This is a genomic window from Nitrososphaera sp. (assembly GCF_013388945.1).
Taxonomy (GTDB): Archaea; Thermoproteota; Nitrososphaeria; order Nitrososphaerales; family Nitrososphaeraceae; genus Nitrososphaera.
Window position 1 is genome coordinate 1 of sequence record NZ_JACAEH010000018.1, and the last position, 20,748, is coordinate 20,748.

General features: G+C 54.6%; 30 protein-coding genes and 1 pseudogene. 16 read left to right on the plus strand and 15 right to left on the minus strand.

Going from position 1 to position 20,748, the window contains the following annotated elements; all coding sequences use genetic code 11:
- On the plus strand, positions 1-209 hold a 209-nt coding region (locus tag HXY31_RS09060), incomplete at its 5' end, for an aminotransferase class III-fold pyridoxal phosphate-dependent enzyme (RefSeq protein ID WP_292642239.1).
- Here HXY31_RS09060 and HXY31_RS09065 read toward each other — a convergent pair.
- Positions 210-641 (minus strand): SRPBCC domain-containing protein, encoded by a 432-nt coding sequence (locus tag HXY31_RS09065; RefSeq protein ID WP_292642241.1) that lies wholly within the window; start codon positions 639-641, stop codon positions 210-212.
- Positions 642-677: 36 nt separating this feature from the next.
- On the opposite strand from HXY31_RS09065, the gene HXY31_RS09070 reads away from it, so the two are divergent.
- Together HXY31_RS09070 and HXY31_RS09075 are read left to right on the plus strand one after the other, a co-directional pair.
- On the plus strand, positions 678-1,838 hold the full coding sequence (locus tag HXY31_RS09070; RefSeq protein WP_292642244.1) for an acyl-CoA dehydrogenase family protein: 1,161 nt from the start codon (positions 678-680) through the stop codon (positions 1,836-1,838).
- A 42-nt stretch (positions 1,839-1,880) separates the two neighbouring features.
- Positions 1,881-2,327: a MaoC family dehydratase gene (locus HXY31_RS09075; RefSeq protein WP_292642248.1), complete on the plus strand. Its 447-nt coding sequence runs from the start codon at positions 1,881-1,883 to the stop codon at positions 2,325-2,327.
- On the opposite strand, the gene HXY31_RS09080 is transcribed toward HXY31_RS09075, so the two are convergent.
- Positions 2,328-3,215 carry a zinc ribbon domain-containing protein gene (locus HXY31_RS09080; protein ID WP_292642251.1) on the minus strand — a complete coding sequence of 296 codons (888 nt, stop codon included), beginning with the start codon at positions 3,213-3,215 and terminating at the stop codon, positions 2,328-2,330. It abuts the gene before it with no gap.
- 98 nt (positions 3,216-3,313) lie between these two features.
- Between HXY31_RS09080 and HXY31_RS09085 the strand changes: the two genes are divergently transcribed.
- Together HXY31_RS09085 and HXY31_RS09090 are read left to right on the plus strand one after the other, a co-directional pair.
- Complete coding sequence (locus tag HXY31_RS09085; RefSeq protein ID WP_292642254.1) at positions 3,314-3,766, plus strand: CBS domain-containing protein; 453 nt, start codon at positions 3,314-3,316, stop codon at positions 3,764-3,766.
- Positions 3,767-3,786: 20 nt separating this feature from the next.
- The gene (locus HXY31_RS09090) at positions 3,787-4,440 is read left to right on the plus strand and encodes a phosphoribosyltransferase (protein ID WP_292642256.1); all 654 of its coding nucleotides are present in this window, start codon (positions 3,787-3,789) and stop codon (positions 4,438-4,440) included.
- 158 nt (positions 4,441-4,598) lie between these two features.
- Here the strand turns inward: HXY31_RS09090 and HXY31_RS09095 are convergent, their stop codons facing one another.
- Together HXY31_RS09095 and HXY31_RS09100 are read right to left on the minus strand one after the other, a co-directional pair.
- Positions 4,599-4,754 carry a hypothetical protein gene (locus tag HXY31_RS09095; RefSeq protein ID WP_292642260.1) on the minus strand — a complete coding sequence of 52 codons (156 nt, stop codon included), beginning with the start codon at positions 4,752-4,754 and terminating at the stop codon, positions 4,599-4,601.
- A 111-nt stretch (positions 4,755-4,865) separates the two neighbouring features.
- Positions 4,866-5,864, minus strand: coding sequence for a magnesium transporter (locus HXY31_RS09100; RefSeq protein WP_292642263.1), 999 nt, complete (start codon positions 5,862-5,864; stop codon positions 4,866-4,868).
- 97 nt (positions 5,865-5,961) lie between these two features.
- Here HXY31_RS09100 and HXY31_RS09105 point away from each other — a divergent pair, with 97 nt between their 5' ends.
- Positions 5,962-6,444 carry an adenosine-specific kinase gene (locus HXY31_RS09105; RefSeq protein ID WP_292642266.1) on the plus strand — a complete coding sequence of 161 codons (483 nt, stop codon included), beginning with the start codon at positions 5,962-5,964 and terminating at the stop codon, positions 6,442-6,444.
- Here HXY31_RS09105 and HXY31_RS09110 read toward each other — a convergent pair.
- The gene (locus HXY31_RS09110) at positions 6,441-7,088 is read right to left on the minus strand and encodes a dienelactone hydrolase family protein (protein ID WP_292642269.1); all 648 of its coding nucleotides are present in this window, start codon (positions 7,086-7,088) and stop codon (positions 6,441-6,443) included. The genes HXY31_RS09105 and HXY31_RS09110 overlap by 4 nt on opposite strands.
- Before the next feature lie 98 nt (positions 7,089-7,186).
- Here HXY31_RS09110 and HXY31_RS09115 point away from each other — a divergent pair, with 98 nt between their 5' ends.
- From HXY31_RS09115 to HXY31_RS09130, 4 genes are read left to right on the plus strand one after another with little or no spacing between them, the layout of a single operon-like run.
- A complete protein-coding gene (locus HXY31_RS09115) occupies positions 7,187-7,696 on the plus strand; it encodes an Hsp20/alpha crystallin family protein (RefSeq protein ID WP_292642272.1) in 510 nt (169 codons plus the stop codon).
- 15 nt (positions 7,697-7,711) lie between these two features.
- Positions 7,712-8,167, plus strand: a complete 456-nt coding sequence (locus tag HXY31_RS09120) for a CBS domain-containing protein (RefSeq protein ID WP_292642275.1) — start codon at positions 7,712-7,714, stop codon at positions 8,165-8,167.
- Complete coding sequence (locus HXY31_RS09125) at positions 8,168-9,034, plus strand: CBS domain-containing protein (protein ID WP_292642277.1); 867 nt, start codon at positions 8,168-8,170, stop codon at positions 9,032-9,034. It abuts the gene before it with no gap.
- A gap of 12 nt (positions 9,035-9,046) precedes the next feature.
- The gene (locus HXY31_RS09130; protein WP_292642279.1) at positions 9,047-9,271 is read left to right on the plus strand and encodes a hypothetical protein; all 225 of its coding nucleotides are present in this window, start codon (positions 9,047-9,049) and stop codon (positions 9,269-9,271) included.
- On the opposite strand, the gene HXY31_RS09135 is transcribed toward HXY31_RS09130, so the two are convergent.
- The 6 genes from HXY31_RS09135 to HXY31_RS09160 all read right to left on the minus strand — a co-directional run bounded on the left by HXY31_RS09135 (position 9,272) and on the right by HXY31_RS09160 (position 13,850).
- Entirely contained in the window at positions 9,272-9,718 is a 447-nt protein-coding gene (locus HXY31_RS09135) for a universal stress protein (protein ID WP_292642281.1), read from the minus strand.
- The gene (locus HXY31_RS09140; protein ID WP_292642283.1) at positions 9,718-10,503 is read right to left on the minus strand and encodes a CBS domain-containing protein; all 786 of its coding nucleotides are present in this window, start codon (positions 10,501-10,503) and stop codon (positions 9,718-9,720) included. Before HXY31_RS09140 ends, HXY31_RS09135 begins: the two co-directional genes overlap by 1 nt.
- Before the next feature lie 63 nt (positions 10,504-10,566).
- Positions 10,567-11,481, minus strand: a complete 915-nt coding sequence (locus HXY31_RS09145; protein ID WP_292642285.1) for a thiamine pyrophosphate-dependent enzyme — start codon at positions 11,479-11,481, stop codon at positions 10,567-10,569.
- On the minus strand, positions 11,478-12,713 hold the full coding sequence (locus HXY31_RS09150) for a hypothetical protein (RefSeq protein ID WP_292642287.1): 1,236 nt from the start codon (positions 12,711-12,713) through the stop codon (positions 11,478-11,480). The genes HXY31_RS09145 and HXY31_RS09150 overlap by 4 nt, the downstream gene beginning before the upstream one ends.
- Positions 12,710-13,597: a 2-oxoacid:acceptor oxidoreductase family protein gene (locus tag HXY31_RS09155; RefSeq protein ID WP_292642289.1), complete on the minus strand. Its 888-nt coding sequence runs from the start codon at positions 13,595-13,597 to the stop codon at positions 12,710-12,712. The genes HXY31_RS09150 and HXY31_RS09155 overlap by 4 nt, the downstream gene beginning before the upstream one ends.
- Positions 13,598-13,664: 67 nt before the next feature.
- Complete coding sequence (locus HXY31_RS09160; RefSeq protein WP_292642290.1) at positions 13,665-13,850, minus strand: hypothetical protein; 186 nt, start codon at positions 13,848-13,850, stop codon at positions 13,665-13,667.
- A 96-nt stretch (positions 13,851-13,946) separates the two neighbouring features.
- On the opposite strand from HXY31_RS09160, the gene HXY31_RS09165 reads away from it, so the two are divergent.
- Positions 13,947-14,408 carry a universal stress protein gene (locus HXY31_RS09165; protein ID WP_292642292.1) on the plus strand — a complete coding sequence of 154 codons (462 nt, stop codon included), beginning with the start codon at positions 13,947-13,949 and terminating at the stop codon, positions 14,406-14,408.
- Positions 14,409-14,411: 3 nt separating this feature from the next.
- Here HXY31_RS09165 and HXY31_RS09170 read toward each other — a convergent pair whose 3' ends face one another.
- Genes HXY31_RS09170 through HXY31_RS09180 form a run of 3 tightly spaced genes read right to left on the minus strand, consistent with a single transcriptional unit; the run spans position 14,412 to position 16,552 of the window.
- Positions 14,412-14,996: a cysteine hydrolase gene (locus HXY31_RS09170; RefSeq protein WP_292642294.1), complete on the minus strand. Its 585-nt coding sequence runs from the start codon at positions 14,994-14,996 to the stop codon at positions 14,412-14,414.
- Between the two features lie 54 nt (positions 14,997-15,050).
- Complete coding sequence (locus HXY31_RS09175) at positions 15,051-15,524, minus strand: CBS domain-containing protein (RefSeq protein WP_292642296.1); 474 nt, start codon at positions 15,522-15,524, stop codon at positions 15,051-15,053.
- Between the two features lie 47 nt (positions 15,525-15,571).
- The gene (locus HXY31_RS09180; RefSeq protein ID WP_292642297.1) at positions 15,572-16,552 is read right to left on the minus strand and encodes a CapA family protein; all 981 of its coding nucleotides are present in this window, start codon (positions 16,550-16,552) and stop codon (positions 15,572-15,574) included.
- 97 nt (positions 16,553-16,649) lie between these two features.
- On the opposite strand from HXY31_RS09180, the gene HXY31_RS09185 reads away from it, so the two are divergent.
- From HXY31_RS09185 to HXY31_RS09205, 5 genes are all read left to right on the plus strand, one after another.
- The gene (locus HXY31_RS09185) at positions 16,650-17,093 is read left to right on the plus strand and encodes a hypothetical protein (RefSeq protein WP_292642299.1); all 444 of its coding nucleotides are present in this window, start codon (positions 16,650-16,652) and stop codon (positions 17,091-17,093) included.
- 178 nt (positions 17,094-17,271) lie between these two features.
- Entirely contained in the window at positions 17,272-17,496 is a 225-nt protein-coding gene (locus HXY31_RS09190; protein WP_292642301.1) for a TRAM domain-containing protein, read from the plus strand.
- Between the two features lie 65 nt (positions 17,497-17,561).
- Positions 17,562-18,362, plus strand: coding sequence for a hypothetical protein (locus HXY31_RS09195; protein ID WP_292642303.1), 801 nt, complete (start codon positions 17,562-17,564; stop codon positions 18,360-18,362).
- Between the two features lie 103 nt (positions 18,363-18,465).
- On the plus strand, positions 18,466-19,626 hold the full coding sequence (locus HXY31_RS09200) for a site-2 protease family protein (protein ID WP_292642304.1): 1,161 nt from the start codon (positions 18,466-18,468) through the stop codon (positions 19,624-19,626).
- Positions 19,627-19,806: 180 nt separating this feature from the next.
- On the plus strand, positions 19,807-20,238 hold the full coding sequence (locus tag HXY31_RS09205) for a CBS domain-containing protein (RefSeq protein ID WP_292642308.1): 432 nt from the start codon (positions 19,807-19,809) through the stop codon (positions 20,236-20,238).
- Between the two features lie 33 nt (positions 20,239-20,271).
- Here the strand turns inward: HXY31_RS09205 and HXY31_RS09210 are convergent.
- A pseudogene (locus tag HXY31_RS09210) lies at positions 20,272-20,748 on the minus strand (nicotinate phosphoribosyltransferase); the annotation flags it as partial.

A 20,748-nucleotide genomic window follows, 5' to 3' on the forward strand; every position in this document is an offset into this window, starting at 1 on the left:
GCGGCGTCATCGACGTGAGGGGCATCGGCCTCATGGTCGGGATAGAGTTTGACACGAAAGAGAGGCGCGACGACGCCCTTGGGCGCATGTTCAAAAATGGGTTATTGCTTTTGCCTGCCGGCCAGAAGGCGATGCGTGCAATACCTCCACTCATTGTGACTGCCGAGGAGATAGACGAGGGCCTGGAGATAGCGTCAGGCGCCCTGTAGTCACTTTTCGACTTTCTCCCTGATGCACTGGAGCATCGGCGTCTCGATGTCCTCGACTGCCTTGTATATGATGGATTTTGGTATTGTCCTGAGAAGGCCAAAGGTCTCCACCCTGGCGTCGATCCTGACCGTCGCGCCTTCTGCAACCGTTATGTTCAAAGTGGCAAGAAACGACGCGCCTATGGACGAGCCCTTTACGGTGGCCGCAAATCTGTCCTTTCCTGACTGAACCAGCTCTGACTCGATTGTGAGCCGGCCCTTGACAAAGGAAAAGGGCGGCTTTATCTTGCCCCTGAACTTTGTAGGGCTTGCTATCTCTGCACTTTCCAGGTTTGGTATGCAGGACGTGACCTGCTTGAGGTCTGTCAGGAAGCCAAGCACCCTGTCCGCGCCGGCGCTTATCGTGTATTCTTTTCTTATCTCCATCTGCATAGATATGGAAATAAGCATGCTGGCATAAAAAAAATTGTGCAAGCCCATGAACAGATCCTGAAAGACGTGAATGCTTTTTGCGAAAAGCTCAGGCCGACTGAGGACGTGTGTTACCTTGAGCACAGGTACAACGACCAGATAATACCACTTGCAAGCGAGTTTGACATACTGGGCCTGCCGGTGCCGGAGGAGTTTGGAGGCAGGGGCGCCAGCAACCGCACGTACGTCAGGGCCATCGAGAGGATAGGCATGGAAGGCTCGGGCGTCAGGTCTGTATTTTCAGTCCACAGCTCACTTGCCCAGAAAACTCTTGTCCGGTTTGGCACGGACGCGCAGAAGGAAAAATACCTGAGGCCGTCGGCAAAGGGCAAGGTCATTTTCGCCTTTGCGCTTACAGAGCCGGACGCCGGCAGCAACCCACAGGAGATGAAAACCACTTTCAAAGAAGACGGAGGCTCGTACCTGCTAAACGGAACAAAGTACCTCATCACAAACGCCGGCATTGCAGACGCCGCGATTGTATTTGCCAAGGCCGCAGGCGGCGCCATGAGCGCCTTTCTGGTCGACATGAAAACAGAGGGCATCGAAAAAGAAGACCTTGTTTCCAAGATGGGGACGCCGACCACCAACACCGGAATGTTCGAGCTTGCCAGCTGCAGGATCCCAAAGGAGAATCTTGTAGGAAAGGAGGGCGCCGGCTGGGAGATAGCCAAGCAGGCGCTTGTGGACGGCAGGATGAGCGTCGCGGCAGGCTGCGTCGGAAGCATCCGGGACTGCCTGGCAGAAGCAGTCGCGTATTCTAAGGAGCGGACCCAGTACGGCAAGCCGATCGCAAAGCACCAGCTGATACAGGAGCACATCGCTGCTATAAAGCTCCACCTTGATTCATCAAAAATGATGGTACGCAGGGCGACAGCGTTCAGGGAAAAGTGGGACCAGTCGCCGTCGGACAGGGAGCTTTTGAGCAAGGCCGACCTAGCAGTAGCCGAGGCAAAGCTGTTCTGTGCAAACGCGGCCTGCGACGCGGCGGACAGGGCGGTCCAGGTACTAGGCGGCAGGGGCTGGTCATACCTCTACAGGCCGGGCAGGCACCTTGTGGACAACAGGGTGTGCCGGATATACGAGGGCGCAGACGAGATACTGAAGCTCAAGATAGCCTCCGGCGTCCTTGGAGAAAGCTACAGGGCTTTCAGCTGACACTGTGTAGGTATAAAAGTCAGGCTGACAGTCTTGCCGGCGATGGGCTTTGACGGCTTTGCAGTCGGCCAGGTGTTTTCCGCGTCGTTTGAAATGACCGAGGGCGACTTTAGAAACTATATCGCCTTTGCGCGCACCAAAAACATCCTCCACGAAAACCCCGAGCTTGCGGCAAAAGAAGGAATCAAGGGCGTGCTTTTGCCCGGCAGGTCTGTCATCGCAAGGGCCGAGGGCGAGATGACCCGCCTGCCTGCGTTTTCAGACTGCGTGATGCTGCTGTACGGGATGGACGGCGACCCCGGGTGGGGCGGGCGCCAGACACGTTTTCTGGGCGAGGTGTACGCCGGCGACGCGCTTGTCGCCAAATACACTATTGCTTCAAAAAAGGAAGAAAAGGGGTACGGCATCCTGCGCGTCGACTACGAGATAACCAAGACTGGCAAGCCAGTCGTCATCTCGAAGGGCAACCTGTACAGGATAAAAAAATGATCACTGCTTTTGCCCGCACGACTGGCAAAAGCGCGCTTCTCTTGGTATCGATGCGCCGCAGGCAGAACAGCTCTTTGTATCGGTGGTCACGCTCATCCCCTCAAATCCACGGAGCGCCTTGTCCTCGCCGGCAAGCTCGTCTATCCCTGCCATGACACCGCGTATGATGCCGTCGTTTATGTTGAACACAAGCCTCATGCTCTTGCCGCCGTCGCCCTCGCAGTCAAGCTGTATCATCAGGTCGTCCTCGTTGAGACCCTTCTTCCGGGTGATGATGCTGGCGCCTGCGATGTTTTCTGCAGGGATTGCAATTTCCTGCGAGCCGGACCTGAACACGACGCGGTTTTTGCCTCCTCTTTCACGGAAGAGCACCAGCTTGCCGCCTGTCAGCTGCGTCTTCCATCCAGGGTAGCCTTCGATGTAGTCGCAGTCATAGGCCCTGCTGTCGACTGCCGTGCCTGCCTGCGGCTCGACTGCCTTTGTTCCGCTCCCTGACAGGAACCTTGCCTGGTCGCGTATGAACTTCCAGAGGTTGTCCTCGAACCTCTTTGCCGTGTACAGCTTGACAAGCGACGCGGTGATGCCGACTACGGGCACTATGAAGAGCGGCGCAGACGTGACGAGGTTCTTGCCCCACTCGCCGGTCCCTATCGAGACCTCTATCCTGTCAGGATTGCCGCGTATCGTGATGTCGGTGCTGCGCCTTGCGCCTGCCACGGTCCTGAGCGCGCCGGCCTTCCGGGCCTGTATGAAGAACCATGACGCCGGTTCTGTCTGGTCCTTTGAGAACGCGACTTCAAAGCCGTTTTCCTGCAGGTATGTTTCGACCCGGGTGGCAAGCCTGCCAAGGTCGGTGTTCAAATTTGCAAAAGTTTCTGTCTTGCCCATGTGTGAAAATAGCGATCATCGGCTATATCACTTTCTGACATGCTCTGCAATGCATGGCATTCTTGCTGCTTAATACCGCCGGGGCGACACCACAGGCATTGAGCAAGGCAAAGCTTTCAGATATCATGAACAAAAGGCTGGTAATAATCAAGTGCAACAGCAGCATAAAAGATATAGCAGAAATTATGGCCGCAAAGCGCGTCAGCGCAGTTGTCCTGGTAGACAGCGGCAGGCCCGTTGGCATCCTCACCGAGCGTGACCTTGCAAGGCAGGTGTGCGCAAACGACCTCACGGCAAGCAAGACTCCTGCCACTGCCCTGATGTCTGCACCCGTCGTGGCAGTAGGTGCCGACCTGACCATGCAGGACGCGGCGGAAGTCATGGTGAAAAACGGCGTGCGTCACCTTGCCGTTGAAAACAAAAAACACAGGCTGGTTGGAATGGTGACTGCAACTGACTTTGCGAGGTACACCGGCAGAAAGGCTTTCGGAGAGTCAACCGTGCTTGACCTCCTTTATCCTTACGAGGAAATGGGGGAGGAGATGCCCTGACAAGCGACCTGTACGGCCGGATGACGTTCAAGGACAGGCGGGACGCGGCGGCCGTTCTTGCAGCAAAACTCAAGGAAATCTACGGCAGGGAGTTTTCAAAAGAAAAGCCGCTCATCCTGGCGATACCCCGAGGCGGCGTTGTCACGGGCGACGAGATAGCAGCCAGGCTTGGAGCGGACCTGGACGTTGTCGTTTCAAAAAAGATAGGCGCGCCTGACAACCCCGAGCTTGCGATAGGCGCAGTTATGCACGACGGGAGCTTTTTTCCCAACACCGACATAATAGCGGCGCTTGGCGTCGGCGAGGACTACATAAAACAGCAGATATCTGAAAAGATGAAAGAGATAGAGCGCCGGCTCGGCAGGTTCAGGGGAAGCAGGGAATACAACCTTGCAGGCAGGACGGTGGTGCTCGTTGACGACGGCATCGCGACAGGCGCAACCGTGTTTGCAGCCATCAACTGGCTCAAGGAACAAAAGCTGAAAAAACTGATTGTAGCAATGCCTGTTGGGCCTGCAGACACCGTCCAGCGCCTGAAACAGCTTGTCAGCGACGTTGTCGTGCTGAGCGCGCCTGTGGTCTTTATGGCCGTGGGGGCGTTTTACGAAGATTTCGAGCAGGTCAGCGACGACGAGGTCGTCGAGATAATGAGCAAGTACAGAGCTCGAGAATAAACGGGGTAGACCATGGTTAGGACCAACTGATGCAGGTATGCCACTTGCTTACATCCGTTGCAGGGATTTGGAGTATAAAGACGCACCCTGAGAACAGCCTACCCCGTCGAAAAGCTTCTGCAATAGCCGAATATCTGCCTATCCCTTGAATTGTGTTTTTACCTTGCTTTTCTTGTGCCCTTTGATTTCTTGTGTGTCATCTCGGAAGCCGGCGACGGGACCGCCGTATGGCCTGCTTTCTTTACGGGCTTGCCCTCCTCGTCAAGTTCCATGTCCTTGGCCTCTTCCGTGTCCATCACAGTCTTGTCCTTCATGGTAGTTTTGTCGAGCATTTTGTATATATCGTGCGCGAATTTAGTGCATGGCAGAGCAATGCTGCAGCGGCTTGTCCTGTCATGTAAAGGCCGATTGCACCAGACACATGGTCATATTGACTGCAGGAGCAGGGAAGCCGTCGTAAAGTACATTGCAAGCGTCGAGACGTCGCTTATTATGGTCGTCAGGGGGCCGGAGGTCACGGCGGGGTCCACATTGAACTTGTTCAGCAGGATCGACAGATACGTCGCTATGAAGCTCTGAAACACAATGCTTGCAAACATGGCGGTACCCAGAGCCAGGATGATTTGTATTGGCGCGTTCCAGCCCAGAGTCGCCGCAACCATCAGGAGCAGGGCAAATGTTATCCCTATCGCTCCGCCCACCCGCATCTCTCTGAACAGGTACCGGGAGACTGAAAATCCGGGCTCAAGCGCTATCATCCTGACCACAAGGGTCTGCGACTGCGTGCCCACGGCGTCGGACAGGTAGACCATGAGGGGTATGAATGCCGCCAGTGTCAGGTGGGAGCTCAGGATCCCTTCAAACCCTGTGACAATAGAAGCGGCAAGCAGGCCTCCTGCCAGTCCTATCGCAAGCGACGGTATCCTGGCCCTGAAAAGCCTGGAGGCCGGGGTTGCCATCTCCTCGATTTCCTTTATCCCGTGGTGTATGCCTCCGGACCTTAGGATGTCTTCGCGAAACTCGTGGTTGAATATCGAAATGATTGCGTCGTAAGGAACGATTCCTTCCAGCCGCCGGGTTTCCCTGTCCACGACTGGTATCGCCTTGAGCTTGTGTTTCAAGACGAGGTACACTATTCTTTCCTGGTCGGCGTGGTAGTCTATGGTCACGGGATTTCTCTTCATGACGCTGCCAATGGGAACCTCGTTTCGGGTCCGCACGAGTTCTTTTAAAGAGTACACTCCTGCAAGTGCGCCATTGCCGTCGACAACGTATACATAATCCGTGACATCGAGCTTCTTTGCTTCATCGAACATCAGATTCTTGATCTCGCCAACGGTTTTCTCTCCAGTCACAGAAAGAAATCGTGTGGTTATTCTCGCGCCGGCCGTGTCGAGTCGAGCTATCCGTGCCGATGTGCTCATTTCATAAATGACTGCATGCGAGTTATTATAGTTAATACAAGTCCGGGGGCTTGCCAGTCTTCTACAAAGATAAATCGATGCTCTGCCATACTATCACATGGAACTGCAAAGCGTCAAGGTGCAGCCGCCTGAAGGCGTGCAGCTCGTACTTGCCCAGAGCCACTTTATCAAGACAGTCGAGGACGTATACGAATGCCTTGTCAACTGCGTGCCGGACATCAGGTTCGGCATAGCGTTTTGCGAGGCGTCCGGCCCGTGCCTTGTCAGGCACGCAGGCAACGACAGCGAGCTTGAAAAGCTTGCAACCGACTGCATGTTTCAGGTAGGCGCAGGTCACGGGCTTTTGATCCTGATGAAAAACGCGTTTCCGATAAACGTGCTCCCGCGCCTGAAGCAAGTCCCAGAAGTCGCAAACGTCTTTTGTGCGACTGCAAACGCTGTCGACGTCATCGTGGCAGAGACACCGCTTGGCAGGGCAATCCTTGGAGTTGTCGACGGCTCCAAACCCAAGGGCATCGAGGCCGAAAAAGACGTCGAGGAGCGAAAGCAGTTTTTGAGAAAGATAGGCTACAAGTTCTAGCTACCAAGGTGCCGCAGGAACCAGTCCCTTGCAAGCGCGGCCACCTCGTCGAGCTTGCCCGGCTCCTCGAAAAGGTGCGTGGCACCTGGGACTATGACCAGCTCGCGCTCGGCCTTCATCTTTGCCATCGCCTCGCGGTTCATGCCAATGACGGGCTCGTCGTCGCCTCCGACTATCAAAAGCGTGGGAGCCCTGACTTTTGGAAGGGAGTCAAAGGCAAGGTCTGGCCGCCCGCCCCGCGATACTATTGCCTTTACTGCCTGCTGTCTTTCCGCAGCCGCCACAAGCGCCGCAGCCGCGCCGGTGCTTGCACCAAAGTAGCCTATGGGCAGATTCTTTGTCAGGTCGTTTTCCGCAAGCCAGTCGGTAGCACCAACCAATCTTTTGGCAAGAAGGCCGATGTCAAAGCGCAGCTGAGCGGTGTACATGTCGATGGCTTCTTCCTCCACAGTCAACAGGTCCATCAAAAGCGTCGCAAGGCCGGCGTCCTGGAGCACGCGCGCCACGTGCCTGTTCCTCGGGCTGTGCCTGCTGCTGCCGCTGCCGTGGGCAAAGACCACTATGCCTCTGGGCCTGTCGGGCATGGCAAGGTCGCCGTCGAGTGTAACCTTGCCTGAAGAAATTCTTACCGGGCGCTCTTGCATTTGCAAGTCTTGGAACAAGGATACGTAAAACCTGCACGAATGCTCTGTATTGCACTGTACTCCCAGTTTTCATATATGATGCGCCGTCACTGTCCGGCATGAAGTCCCATAAATCGGACATCAGGAAAAAGGAAGAACCACTGTCAAAGCGCGTTGACACGCTGTTTGAAAGCATCAGGCAAAACATGGAAGAGATGGAAAGGGCGTTTGCGCGGCCGTGGCCTCCGTCCTTTGAGCTGAGGTTCCCAACGCTGCCGTTCCCGTCGCTTCCAGAGGTCAGGGCGCCCCTGTGCGACCTGGTGGACAGGGGGGACAGGTACGAGCTGAGCCTTGAAGTTCCTGGAATAGAGAAGGAAAAGATAGATATCAAGGCCACCAAGCACTCGATTGAAGTCTCAGGCGAGCAGTCGGAGAAGAAAGAAGAAAAGGGCAAGAACTACCTCTATAACGAGCGCTCGTACAAGTCATTCTACCGCAAGATCCCGGTTCCTGAAGAGATAGTGCCGTCCAAGATTGACGCAAAAGTTGTCAACGGCATACTCCAAGTCGCCATGCCCAAAAAGACTCCCACGCCTTCGGAAGAAAACACCAAAGTCGAGGTCAAGTGACCGCGGTGATCTGAATTGAGCACCGACAAGACTGCCCAAGTGCAGAAGATAATGACCGCGTTACCGCTGCAGACAGCCCCGCCCACGGCAAGCGTGAAAGAGATAGCCGAGCAGATGAACGCCCACAAGAAAGGGGCGATAGTGATAGTGGACGCACAGAACCGCCCGCTTGGAATCATCACCGAGCGCGATATTGTCCGGCGAGTCGTGGCAGAAGGGCGCGACCCGGTCAGGGTAACGGCGCTTGACGTGATGTCGCATCCTGTCATTTCAGTCGACCCCGACGTCAGCATATACAACGCGGCGCTTGTGATGACAAAATACAAGATAAGGAGGCTGCCTGCAGTCCGGGACAACGTGCTGCACGGCATAGTGACAGCCACAGACCTGGCAAGATACCTCTACGAAAAGAACAAGCAGGATCCGACTCTCCAGGCAATGTCGAGGTTCTCGCTCATCGAGCACGCATAGGTGGACGGGTTGTACGTGGCAGGACTTGATGCAGGCCACCTCATGCGAAAGCCGATAACGCTTGCGCCTGACAGTACGGTCCTCGAAGCAAGGGACCTCATGATAAAGTACAACGTGAGCAGGATAGTGGTTTCAAGGGACGGCAGGGCGGCCGGGCTTTTGACAGAAAAGGACATCGCGCGCTTTCTGTACAAAGAAGTCCCTGCAAGGAGCCTTGGTGAAATAACCCTGGATGAAGTCATGACCAGAAATCCTGTCACAGTCGGTGAAGACGCAGACCTGAAAAGCTGCGCTCAGACAATGCTTGACAGGGGCATCAGCTCGCTTTTAGTCGTGGATGCGAAAAAGAAGCTGAAAGGAATCTTTACCAAAAGCGATCTTGTCGACGCATACGTGCAGCATTACGCAGGCGCACACAAGGTCGGCAAGTTCATGACCGAAAAGGTGTGGACCGTTTCGCCGGACGAGCCCATACACATGGCGATGCTTCTCATGAACATGCACAGGGTGTCGCGAATCGTCGTCGTCAGGTTCGGCCGGCCGGTGGGCATAATCGCCAGCAGGGACCTTCTGCCTGTCGGCGCGGTTTTTGGAACCGGGACTGTCGGGAGCTACTGGACGGCGCGGCCGGACATCATCGCCAAGAAAAGACAGGAGTGGTTCATCCCGTCTGGGATCAAGACGGCGTTTGTCGCTTCAGACGTGATGACAAGGGACCCGCTGGTCGCAAGAGTGAATGACGACCTTGCCGACGCCGCGTATGCGATGGTGCGGAACAGGATAAGCGGCCTGCCAGTCGTGGGAAGGAAAAACAGGCTTGTAGGCATCGTGACCAAGACCGACGTGATAAGGGCCCTTGCGGCGTAGGTGAAAAGCTGAATGAAGAAAGCAAGGAAAACGCCTGACAGCAAGGTGCTGGCAAGCATACTTGTGCTTGCCAGAAAAGGCCAGACAAGGGAGCGCCTTGCCGAGGCGGCGTCGCTTCCTGACACTCAGTTTCGCAGGCACATGGCGGCGCTTGTGGACGGCGGCCTCATAAGGTATGACCTGTCAAAAAAGCTGTGGGTGACCACGGACAGGGGATACCGGTATCTAAAGTCGTGATCAGCGCACTATCAGGACAGGGCAGTGCGCATGGGACACCACGCCTGAAGCCACGCTTCCAAGCAAGAAGCGCTTGAGCCCGGTCCTGCCGCGCGAGCCTATGACTATCAGGTCCACACCGTGCGACCTGGCATAGTTTACGATGACGTCTGCTATCGACTCGGCCTCCAGGATTACCTCAGACGTCGTCCTGACGCTGCTCTTTGCGGCCATCTGCCTTGCCTGCTCAAACCACATCTCGGCGTACCTCTTTGCCTCTTCCACGTAGGTGTCAAGTACGTCTCCTCCTGCCTTGTGCTGCAGATAGGGCAGGCTCACGACGGCGTGCATCAAAAGCACTTCTGCGCCGGACATCTCTGCAAGCGCGATTGCGTGCCGGACTGCCAGGACCGAAGAGTCGGAGCCGTCGACTGGCACGAGTATCTTTTTCATCGATATTTCAGTCATCAAAGGTCCCTCCAGAATGCCTCCACAAGGTCCCTTGCAGTCACGATTCCTGCTATCTTGCCTTTGTACTTTAGCGGCAGGCGCTTGATGGCGTTTTCAACCATGAACCTGCCTGCGGTCCTTGCGCCTATCCTGCGCCTGTACGTCTTGAGAGGGTGCGCGCAGTATCTTCCAACCTTCTCGTCGAGGCTGACATGCCGCGGAAGCACGTTTTTCAGGAGATCCCTTTCTGTGAAAATCCCGTAGGGCTGACCGTCTTTTTCCACAACGACGCTTCCCACGCCGCGCCGGTACATTGTCTTGACTGCCGCAAGGATTGTCCTGCTGTAGTCCAGTGTGAAAACTTTTTTGCGGATGACCCTTGCTATGGGCGGGTTTTTCCCGGTTTCAAGAAACGCCCGCAAAAGGTCCGACGCAGTTATGATGCCTGCCAGTTTCTGCTGCCAGTATTGGTCTCTCCTGAAAACTAGGAGCCTGGACCTTTTGTTTACCATTATCCTTGCCGCGTCCTCGATCTTTGTCTCGGGAGTCAGCTGGGAAAAACCCTGCAGAGGAACCTCGCCTGCAAGGATGTCCGGAACCTCTTTTCTTATAGCAAGATATCGCAAAAGCTCGCGCTCTGTCAGGATGCCGACCGGCCTTTCGTCCTCGACTACCACGACGTTGCCCACATTTCTCAGGGCCATGACGGACACTGCGTCCACAAGGTCTGCGTCTGCTGCCACCGTGATGACAGGCGAGCTCATAAAGTTGCCCGCAGTCATCTGTCGTTTCTGGGCTTGCATGCATAAAGGTGCACGTTTTTTTATTTAAAGTGACAGAATACAGTGCAATGCACTACAACTGATTCATTTTGTGACGTTTTTCCAGTAATCGTCTACCTTTGCCTGGATGGCCTGGATCACGCTTTCCTGCCTTGCAGGCGAAAAGAGGTGCTCAAACCTGCCCTGCATCTTCAGGTATTCCTCTACCGGCCTGCGCTTTTTCATGAAAAGCGAGTGCGTGACCTGGCCGTCTATTGCTTCCTTCAGCGGCCACACGCCCGTCTCCACTGCCATCTTGGACAGCCTTATCACAAGGTCGGAACCCACGTCCCACCCAGGGGGGCACGGCGAGTGCGCTATGAAGAGCTTGGGGCCGGCAAAACGCGAGGCCTTCTCTATCTTGTGCATCATGTCTGCGATGTACGCCGGCGAGATGGTCGCGATATAGGGAGGCCTGTGCGCCTTCCATATCTCAAAGAGGTCCTTCTTGTCAAGCAGCGTTCCTTCAGGCAAAAGCGCAGTCGGGGCTGTGGTCTTGGTGGACGCGCCGTACGGCGATGAACTTGAGGCCTGAAAGCCGGTGTTGGAGTAGCCCTCGTTGTCGTAGACAAGGTAGTAAAAGTCAAGCTTTCTGTGGATTGCGCCAGAAGTCGCCTGCAGGCCAATGTCTGCCGCCGCGCCATCGCCTGTCACGACAACTACTTTGAGGTCGTCTTCCTTTGCCACCCTGCCTTTCTTCAGAAGTATGTCAAGGGCGTCCCTTATGCCCTGAGCCGCCGCAGGTGCGCTTGCCATTGCGACATAGAACCATGATGACCTGAACGGCGTGAACGGAAAGACAGAGAGCATGCTCATGCAGCCGGCGGCGTTGACCGTGACTGTTTTCGGACCGAGCACTTTTTCAAATATCCTGGTAAGAAGCACGCCGCCGCAACCGGCGCACAGCAGGCTTCCGGATGCCAGGCTCTCGTCTAACGGGAGGTCTCGAAGCGTGGTCATTGCGACACCTCTCCCTTTCCTGCAGTCCTGAGCATCCCCTTTACCGCCTGCCAGTCCGAGTCTGTGAAAAGAAGGACGCTTGCAAGCTGGCTGTCGTCTCTTACGCACCCTTCAGTCACGGCTACCATGTGCCGAAACTCTGTATGCCCAACGCGCTTGCCGCCAAGGCCGCCTATGAAAGAGACGACCTTCTTTGGCCTGTCAGAGCGGTGGTAAAGTGCAGACAGGATTTCCGGATACAGTATGCCGCCGCTGCCAACAGAAATGTTCTGGTCAAACACCGCGACACCTTTCTTTCCGGCAAGCATGTCCGCCACCTGCTGCCGCGGAAAAGGCCTGACAAGCCTTATCCTCACAAGCCCGACCTTCTTGCCTTCCTTTCGCATTTCCTGCACGGCTGCCCTTGCGGTAGTTGTGAGGGAGTTTGTAATGACTATTGCATAGTCTGCATCTTCAAGCATGTAGCCTTCGACTGCCGGGTACTTTCTGCCAAATGCCTTCTCGAATTCGCCGGCCACTTTCTCGTGCACCGCAAGCGCGTTTGTCGATGCAAGGTGCATCTGGTACTTGAAGTACGAGTACGCGCGCCCGTCAAGGACCACGACTGCGACTGACATCGGGTTTTTTGCGCTCATGTACCCTGACTGCGGCCTGTACGGGGGCAGAAACTCGGCAACGCGTTCTTGCTCGGGCACGTCGACCGGCTCTCTTGTATACGAAAGGTAGAACCCGTCCAGGTTTACCATTGTGGGCAGTCTTACCTTGTCGTCTTCGGCTATCCTGTACGCCATTATCACAGAGTCAAGCGCCTCCTGGCACGTCTCTGCGTGTATCTGCAGAAATCCGCTGTCGCGTGCGGAAAGGACGTCGTTGTGGTCCGGCTCCAGCGTTATAGGCGAGGCGACGCCCCTTGAAACGTTTGCAAGCACCAGCGGCGCACGCCATCCTGCAATGTTGTACAGCATCTCAAAACCGTAAAGGAGACCCTGGCTTGAAGTAGCCGTAAACGTCCTGACGCCTGCGACTGAAGCCGCGCCGGCTGCAGTCAGCATCGAGTGCTCTGACTCCATCGTAACCACCCTGGCGTCCATCGCGCCCTCGTTTGCCCACCTTGACAGGCGCTCGATTATCTCTGTCTGGGGCGTTATGGGATAGGCCGGCACGTACTCGACTCCTGACAGCCTTGCGCCAAGGGCCACCGCCGTGTTGCCAGTCAAAAGCTCTTTTGTCATTTTTCTCTCCTCACAAGCGATATGGCCTTGACGGGGCATTCGGTGTAGCAGATGTCGCAGCCCTTGCACGCGTTGTAGTCGATGACCGGGAAATCGTCGCTTCCTATAGTTATGGCGCTGTCGGGGCAGTAGACAAAGCATATCCTGCACCTGGTGCACTCGTCGTAGTTTATCACGGGCTTGAGCCGGCTCCACGCGCCCACGTCCCTGCCCCTCGTATTTCCTGGCGATACTACAGAGCACGTCGAGGCCTCCGGGCCATGGTAGGCAAGCTCTATGAATGTCTGCTCCACAACCTGCGCGCCTCCCTCGACTTTTTCAAGCGGCGCAAACGATCCGTACGCCTTTTTTGCAAGCTCTAAATTGCGCTCCTGCTCCTCGCCTTCCACCCTGATGTCTTTAAGCTCGAGCACAAGCGCCTGCTCTATGTCGCTCCAGTCAAGCCCCAGAAGCCTGCCCGTAGCGCCTGCGACGGCAGCGCTTACCACGGGCTTTTCAAGCGCCTCTTCTGCCATCCGGGAAAGGTCTGCAGTTATCAGGCGCCCTGCGACGCCGTATGTCGAGGCGACGTGCCCTGCACTTTTAGAGGTATTTACAAAGACCGCGGTATTTCCTGTGGTCCCTTCAAGCGCGTCAAATGACCGGTCATCAAGGAGCGACTCGTCTGCTATGACAAGCAGGGCCGGCTCGTGCACGGGCCCCCTGTCAAGCACCGGCTTGTCTGAGATCCTTATGAAGGCGGTGACGGGCGCGCCACGCCTTTCCGCTCCGTAGAGCGGCTGGTCCTGCACGTGGCGCCCTGCCAGAAACGCCGCGGTCCCTACGACGTGGGCGGCAGACTTGATTCCCTGTCCCCCGCGCCCGGCAAGCCGCACGCCTATCATGTGTGTAGTGTAAGCGCGGAAGCATTAATGCCGGAGGTATGCAGTGCATTGCAAAGTAGGCGCTGGGCTATTTCTGCCAGTCCAGAAACATCTGCATATTGTGGCACTTCAGGCAGAGGTACACCGTGACAGGCGCCCTCACCCTTGGCGGCAGCTCCCTTACCTCGTCCAGATTTATCTCGATGTCCTGCTTTTTCTTGATGCGGGTCATCTCCTCCCTGCATACGGGGCAGCTTACTTTATCAAGCGACATGAAAAGCATTGGCAATGCCCGTTATTTTAGAAATCAGGATGCAGCGTAATGCACTGCAATCTATCTCTTTAAGAGCCGAGAGGCACAACCATGCTCATGGCAAAGCAGGAATTTTCAAAGATACTGGTCCCGGTAGACGGTTCTGAAGGATCGATGCAGGCAGCAAATCTGGCGATAGGCGTGGCCGCAAGGTATGGCGCGAAAATAATTGCGATTCACGTGATAAACGTCAACCAGTACCTCCAGACCCTGGGTTTTTACAGCATCTCTTATCCGGACACAATCACGAAAATGGTAAATGACGCCAAGCAGGAAGCGTCAAAGTGGTTCACAGAAATACAGAGAAACGCCGAGCAGGCAAAAGTTGAAGTTTCAACCGACGTTATCGACACCCCGCTTTCCGTGGTTGGCGGTATCGTCAACTATGCCGAGCGCGAAAACGTCGACCTAATCGTCATAGGCACGAGGGGAAGGTCGGGGTTCACAAAGCTGCTCCTTGGGAGCGTGGCTTCCGGCGTCGTCGCCTATGCGCCCTGCCCGGTCATGGTGGCAAGATAGGCGCTAGAGCTTTTTCGCAATCTCTGACACCTTTTTCACCTGCGCGCCGTACACCTGCTTCATGTATTCCAGGCCGGAAAGGTGGTCCTGCTCCGTGAAAGCCTCCACGCCGTCCTCTGCCACGACTATGTTCAGGCCCCTCACGAATGCGTCGTAGGCCGTGTGCCTGTCGCAGATGTTTGTGTGGAGTCCGGTTATGACGACGGTGTCGGCGCCCTTGCCGCCGTAGATCCCTTTCAGCGCCCTTTCAAGGCCGGTGCCATCAAAGGCGCTGTAAGTCCTCTTGGGGACTATGTAGTCTGACTTTGCCGGCGCAAGCTCTTTTATCACCTGCGCGCCCCTGGTGCCCTTCATGGCGTGCGGGCCCCACAGCTTCATCTCGTAGGTGTCGATTGGCAGGTGCTCGTCGTTGCAGTAAAAGACCGGCACGCCCTTTTTGCGGGCTTCCTCTAGCAGGACCTTGATGTTTGGTATTATCCTCTTTGCCCTCGCACACTTTAGCTTGCCGTTGACAAAGTCGTCGAGCATGTCAAGGACCAGGATGGCGTAGCGGGCACCTTTCTGTCCGCCTTTAGTGCTGCGGGTCATAGCAACTTGGTGTTATTGTCAGGGCACAGTAATTAGCATTATCTTTGGTTCTGGCTATTCGTAGCGCCTGTGCTCCCGCAGGAGCTGCATGATTGCGCTGTCCATCTTCTCGGTGCGAATGTCCCCTGTCTCTCTGATGTATGCTGCAAGGTCGGTTGGAGTGACAATCCCCGCAGGCCTGCCGCTTTCGCCCAGTACCAGGAGGTGCCTGACCTTCCTTTCTATCATTACATCTGCAGCCTCTTCAATAGAATGGTCGGACCTGACGGTTATGACAGGCGACGACATTATCTGTCCGACTGTCACGCTGTTGCTGCTCTTGCCGGCGGCACAGACGCGCCTTGCCAGGTCCCTTTCAGTCACGATGCCAAGAGCCTTGCCGTTATCGTCAAGAACCGCAAGCGAGCCCACGTTTTTTTCGGCCATCTTTGCGGCCGCTTCCTGTGCAGTGTTGAGCGCGTTTATCGATTCCAGCTTTTCAGTCATTATCTCGCCTACCGTCACCGGCTTTGGCGTCGATTCGCCCATGGTGCATATTCCAAGTCGCATTTCATTAAACTTGCGGTATGAAGTATTTACGGCCGGTAAACCGGGATGCTGATCCTTCCTTTCTCAATAATGCACTTTGTTCCCAGGCGGCCGCATCTGTACGCCATCCTCCTCATGACAAGGTCTGCCTCGGATGAAGGGGCCGTGCTGGCATGGAAATCATGAATCATCGTGGGCACGAGTTCGATGCTGTCTATTTTTCCTCTTTCCGCGCTGAGCCGGAAAATAAAAGAGAGATCGTTTCTGTGCTGGCGGTCCACTGCATAGTCGTCGATGAAATCGCCGCAATCGTACAGTATCGGCCTGCCCTTGTAGATCTCTATGCCCTGCGGCATGTGGTTGCTGTGCCCCCAGTAGACGTCGGCGCCAAGGTCTATTGCGCGGTGCGCGAAATTCACGTACTCTGCAGACGGGCTTTCCCTGAAATGAGGGCCGACGTGGCTTGAAGCGATGACGATGTCCGACTTTTCTCTTGCAGAGGTTATGCATTCCTTCAGCCTGTCCGCATAGCCATTTTCAAGCGAAAGCGGGATGTAGTTTACCCCTGCAGAATCGGCAGTCGCTTCCCATTCGGGCTGGTTGTCGGTAAGCGCTGTCACGCCTATTCTGGTATTGCCAAGGTGCAGGACCGACGGAGCCATCGCCTCTTTCAGGTTCCTTCCAGCGCCTGAATAAGAGATCCCGCTTTCCTTTAGCAGGCAGAGCATCTCGTCCAGCGCCTCGTTTCCATAGTCAAGCGTGTGGTTGTTTGCAAGCGAGACATAGTCTATCGAGGCAGTCTTCAACACCCGTATGGCGTCGGGGTTTGCTCGAAAGTGAAACACCTTGAAGGTCTTGCTCCATTCACTCCCTTTTGAAGAAATAACGCACTCTAGGTTTACAAGCGAGAGATCTGCCTCTCTGAAAATGTCGATGGTGTCGCCCCACACGTAGGTATACCTGTCCCTGTCAAGCACGCTGTTCACCATCCGCCCAAGCATCACGTCGCCGGTAAGAATTATCTGCAATCAGGCCACGACGGTCTTTGGCCGCAACTCTGATAATAACATGCAGTATGCTCTGCATTATGGATTTTTGTTGTAAATCGTCCACGCACGCAATTATTTGCAGCTTTCAATACTGATTTCAGACGTTAGAAATATGTTGCAGTATCCAAAATTAGGAACTTTTAAATTCAAGATCGCGTTCTATCTAACATTGGGAGTTACAGGTTTTGTTGGCGCAGGTAGCGCTGCGACTCCGCCTGTAGTTATAGGTGACGTATGCTTTGACTTGTTGAAGAGGGCAGCAAAAAACAGACATGGTAATTATAATCTCTACTCCTTGCTTGCAACTCTCGAGGATCTTGCCGAGCCTCTGGGCCTGACGTATACTGTTACTTTTAGTGAAGGTAAATTGGTATATCAAACCCCAATGAAGCTTGATGAAAGCTTGTCTGCCGTCACCACCAAAGTGCTGAAAAGAATTTTCGAAGAGTCAAGCCATGCGAAGGCTGACGTACACGTCTCGACTGAATCTATCGAGATCATTCTGCCACTTACCGGGTGACCTGAAACAAAGCCTCTGAGTTTGCAACAGCAGTGGGAGGATTGACCCTGTTCGCAACGTTCACACACCGAACAACATCTCCTTTTGTTAGTTCAGCGAGGTTCCGTCCTCGATTTGTTATTCACTGCATTGCACTGGATTCAAGCTGTTTTTAGCCGACGAGAAGGTATGATGCGACATGAGTTACGAAGAAGGCAGAAGCGGCTACAGGCACTCCGGCTACAAGCCCGTGGAACCTGGAAAGGAGTACGACGTCGAGGTCGCGGAGCTGAGCAGGAAAGGCGACGGCATCGCAAGGGTGCAAGGGTTCGTGGTTTTTGTCAGGGGAGGAAAGCCCGGTCAAAGACTGAGAGTCAGGATAGCCAGCTTGGGCGAGAGGTTTGCTGTCGCAGAGATCGTTTGAAGGGCCTGAACCTGAATGCTGGATCACTACCAATATCTAATACATAGATCTCTAGCTGACCGCGCTTGAAGTTTGGAATATACCTGCATCCGCAAAGGCCAAAAGTTCCTGTCGAGCAGGTGCTGAAAAAGCTGCAGCGCGCCGGCGTGTCCTACAGCCCAAAAGAGCCGGATGTGGCAGTAGTCGTCGGCGGAGATGGGACTTTTGGATACTACGGGCGGACCCTCGATGTTCCCCTTCTATTTGTGGGCGTCCACGAACACGGCGTACTTGGAAGCAGGGCAAAACTTGCAGAGGTGATGTTTGACAAGCTGGAAGGAGCTCTGCGTGACGTTGAAGAAGGCAGGTTTGCGCTAGCAAAAAGACGGATGATCCGCGTGGGCCTGAATGAGAAATCCACGGACGTTCTGACCGATGTATACGTAGAGCGCGGAGTCTTTTCAGGCTGCATGAGGTACACCGTTTTCGTAAACGAAAATGAAAAGAGCGCATTTACAGAGCATGCAATTGGCAACGGCGTCATTTTCAGCACCGCCTTTGGCTCGCAGGGATACTACTCGTATCCAAACAGGCTGGCCGGGTCTCTGCAAAAAGGGGCACAGGTCCGTGAGGACCAGATAGGAATCTGCCATGTCTTGCCTACCCTTCTTGTCCGTGAAAAAGGCGACAAGCGCAGAACCAGCCGGAACCTGAGGTATGCCGCGCCTTTTCAATCCCGGATTCAGGTGTCTCTTTTCCGCGATACAGACACGCGCCTTTATGGAACCACCGCACATTCACGCGGCGTGGCCGTAAAGCTGGGGGACACGATAGCCATCACCGGCTCTGATAGGGTAGCCCGCATAATCAAGATGAATAATCGATGAAATTGCGTAGACGCAAGAGGCTATCGGACTTGAAGAAGACCCGGATTCTTTGCAATGCACTGCATTCCCATTTCTTAATACGATGCGATGCGGCATAATCACGATGTCAGTACAGATCGGCAAGATAAAGGGAATCCCGATTCGTCTTCATTTTACACTGGTCATAGTGTTTTTGCTGATCTCATGGACCATCGCTACGGCACTGATGCCTGATTTCGTGCCCGGACTCGCAGACTCTGACTACTGGATAATAGGGCTGGCAAGCGCCGCCACGCTGTTCATCTCCGTGCTGCTCCATGAACTGTCACACTCTATTGTAGCCACGCGGTACGGCGTAAAGGTCCGCCAGATAATGCTTTTCGCATTTGGCGGTGTATCGGACATCACTGCAGAGCTTCGTGACTATGGAAAAGAAGCAAAGATGGCCTTTGCAGGGCCGCTGACAAGCTTTGCCTTATCGGGCATATTTGCTCTGTTCTACTGGCTAATTATTATGCAGCAGGTTTTGCCCTTTTCTGGCGCGGCATTTGAAATCACGAAAGGCGTACTGTACTACGGCGCTTTTATCAACCTCGTTCTGGGCCTTTTCAACCTGATTCCCGCATTCCCCTCGGATGGCGGAAGGCTCCTTCGCGCAGCGTTCATGAAGAGAAACAATGACTACGACGAGGCAACCAAGAAAGCGGCTCAAGTCGGCATCGCGATTTCGTACGGATTTATGGCAATAGGATTTGTTGTGATAGTATCTGGCGGGTTCCTTGGAGGCATCTGGATAATTCTTATCGGCTGGTTCCTGATGTCCGGCGCGCAGTCGTACCTGGCGCAGATACAGCTCTCTTCCACACTCTCTTCACTACGCATTCGCAATATAATGAACACCAACATAATATCGGTCAGGCCAAACGTGCCTGTCAATACGCTCATTGAAAGTTACTTTCGCACATACATGAAAAGCGCCTTTCCTGTGGTCGATTCTTCAAACAGGCTTGTTGGGATGGTGAATCTAAAGCGCGCTCTTGCAGTTTTGCCTGAGAAGCAAACAGAACTTACAGCGGCGGACATCATGATCCCAAAGTCCGACCTGGCAATCATGTCTGCAGAGGATGATGCAAATTCGGCGTTGATGGCGATGGTGAAAAGCGGCACAGGCAGGGTCTTTGTTTGCGACGCGGCGGGGCACCTGATTGGCATTGTCAGCAAGACGGACATACTCTATGTTGAGATAGAGAGAAACGAATACGTCCGGGAACTGAAATCCCGTTAATGACTTTGTTTCCTCTGTCACGGGTCGTCATACCGCATGTTTGTTGGTAGCACGCAGTAAAGTGTCCCGGCGGGTTCGCACCAGAAATCAGGTCTGTCTTACTGTGCATTGCTGTGCAGACTGGGTTCTCAAATACTATTACCTGGAATGCATGGTATGTTAAAATCAGTTGGAGGCGCTATGAATAAGAATGTGGAGACGATCAATCTGGACAACACCGCGTACGAAGCTGCAAAGAAAATGAGGGATAGAAAGGTAAGCTCTCTTGTGGTGGTGGACGGCAAGAATGGCCGGCCCGCTGGAATAATTACAGAGCGTGATCTGACCCGGCGTGTTTGCGCTGAAGGCGTAAGCAGCAGAGATGTCCTGGTCCAAAAAGTCATGTCCGCCCCGCTTGTGACCATCGATCCCAATTCGCCAGTTGAAGTTGCGGCAGACAACATGATTCACGAAAAGGTTCGACACCTGCTTGTAACCGACAAGGACGGGAAGACTCTCGGCATAATAACGCCGACAGACTTTGGCAAGGTATTAAGCGAGAGGATGGATATGGACGAAGTTAACAGTCTGATCCTAAAGGCAGTGCAAGAAGAAAGCAGCTACAACTCGTAAAAGCCGCCACATTTTTTGTGTCGGCATTGCGCGTTATTTGTGCTGAAACCGACGCGCAGCTTCCTCTATCTTCTCGCTGAATCTGACCGGGAACGACTCGACTGGGGCCGAGATGTCTGTAAATTCACTTGGCAGGGTCTTCACCTGCTGTCTGTGAAAACTCTGGATGTCTTTTAGGGATGGAAGGCTGCGCTCAAGCCGCCCGCCCTCGACGTACTTTTCCAAAAGAGGGGTCGCACCTTGCGGCGGCTCTTCGTCTTCAAGCGCCACAGTGTCTGACTTGATGGTGCCGCTTTCCAAGGTCCTGTACACCTGCTTTGGTCCGGGGTACGTCTTTTTGCCCGGGCTGGTCTTTAGCTTGTAAAGCACCTTTTCGCCGTCAGCAGGAACCTTGATTGCAACGAGCTTGTACACGCCGTTCATGGCAGGGTCGTCCCTTGATGTTGTGAGCTCTGTCCCGACTCCAAAGACGTCTATGGGCGCCCCCTTTCTCACGAGATCCTCTATCAC

Bases quoted from the DNA above. Each gene is read 5' to 3' on its own strand.
- HXY31_RS09065 (WP_292642241.1), bottom strand. From the start codon at position 641: ATGCAGATGGAGATAAGAAAAGAATACACGATAAGCGCCGGCGCGGAC.
- HXY31_RS09075 (WP_292642248.1), top strand. From the start codon at position 1,881: ATGGGCTTTGACGGCTTTGCAGTCGGCCAGGTGTTTTCCGCGTCGTTT.
- HXY31_RS09080 (WP_292642251.1), bottom strand. From the start codon at position 3,215: ATGGGCAAGACAGAAACTTTTGCAAATTTGAACACCGACCTTGGCAGG.
- HXY31_RS09090 (WP_292642256.1), top strand. From the start codon at position 3,787: ATGACGTTCAAGGACAGGCGGGACGCGGCGGCCGTTCTTGCAGCAAAA.
- HXY31_RS09095 (WP_292642260.1), bottom strand. From the start codon at position 4,754: ATGAAGGACAAGACTGTGATGGACACGGAAGAGGCCAAGGACATGGAA.
- HXY31_RS09100 (WP_292642263.1), bottom strand. From the start codon at position 5,864: ATGAGCACATCGGCACGGATAGCTCGACTCGACACGGCCGGCGCGAGA.
- HXY31_RS09105 (WP_292642266.1), top strand. From the start codon at position 5,962: ATGGAACTGCAAAGCGTCAAGGTGCAGCCGCCTGAAGGCGTGCAGCTC.
- HXY31_RS09110 (WP_292642269.1), bottom strand. From the start codon at position 7,088: ATGCAAGAGCGCCCGGTAAGAATTTCTTCAGGCAAGGTTACACTCGAC.
- HXY31_RS09115 (WP_292642272.1), top strand. From the start codon at position 7,187: ATGAAGTCCCATAAATCGGACATCAGGAAAAAGGAAGAACCACTGTCA.
- HXY31_RS09130 (WP_292642279.1), top strand. From the start codon at position 9,047: ATGAAGAAAGCAAGGAAAACGCCTGACAGCAAGGTGCTGGCAAGCATA.
- HXY31_RS09135 (WP_292642281.1), bottom strand. From the start codon at position 9,718: ATGACTGAAATATCGATGAAAAAGATACTCGTGCCAGTCGACGGCTCC.
- HXY31_RS09140 (WP_292642283.1), bottom strand. From the start codon at position 10,503: ATGCAAGCCCAGAAACGACAGATGACTGCGGGCAACTTTATGAGCTCG.
- HXY31_RS09145 (WP_292642285.1), bottom strand. From the start codon at position 11,481: ATGACCACGCTTCGAGACCTCCCGTTAGACGAGAGCCTGGCATCCGGA.
- HXY31_RS09150 (WP_292642287.1), bottom strand. From the start codon at position 12,713: ATGACAAAAGAGCTTTTGACTGGCAACACGGCGGTGGCCCTTGGCGCA.
- HXY31_RS09155 (WP_292642289.1), bottom strand. From the start codon at position 13,597: ATGATAGGCGTGCGGCTTGCCGGGCGCGGGGGACAGGGAATCAAGTCT.
- HXY31_RS09160 (WP_292642290.1), bottom strand. From the start codon at position 13,850: ATGTCGCTTGATAAAGTAAGCTGCCCCGTATGCAGGGAGGAGATGACC.
- HXY31_RS09165 (WP_292642292.1), top strand. From the start codon at position 13,947: ATGGCAAAGCAGGAATTTTCAAAGATACTGGTCCCGGTAGACGGTTCT.
- HXY31_RS09170 (WP_292642294.1), bottom strand. From the start codon at position 14,996: ATGACCCGCAGCACTAAAGGCGGACAGAAAGGTGCCCGCTACGCCATC.
- HXY31_RS09175 (WP_292642296.1), bottom strand. From the start codon at position 15,524: ATGGGCGAATCGACGCCAAAGCCGGTGACGGTAGGCGAGATAATGACT.
- HXY31_RS09190 (WP_292642301.1), top strand. From the start codon at position 17,272: ATGAGTTACGAAGAAGGCAGAAGCGGCTACAGGCACTCCGGCTACAAG.
- HXY31_RS09200 (WP_292642304.1), top strand. From the start codon at position 18,466: ATGTCAGTACAGATCGGCAAGATAAAGGGAATCCCGATTCGTCTTCAT.
- HXY31_RS09205 (WP_292642308.1), top strand. From the start codon at position 19,807: ATGAATAAGAATGTGGAGACGATCAATCTGGACAACACCGCGTACGAA.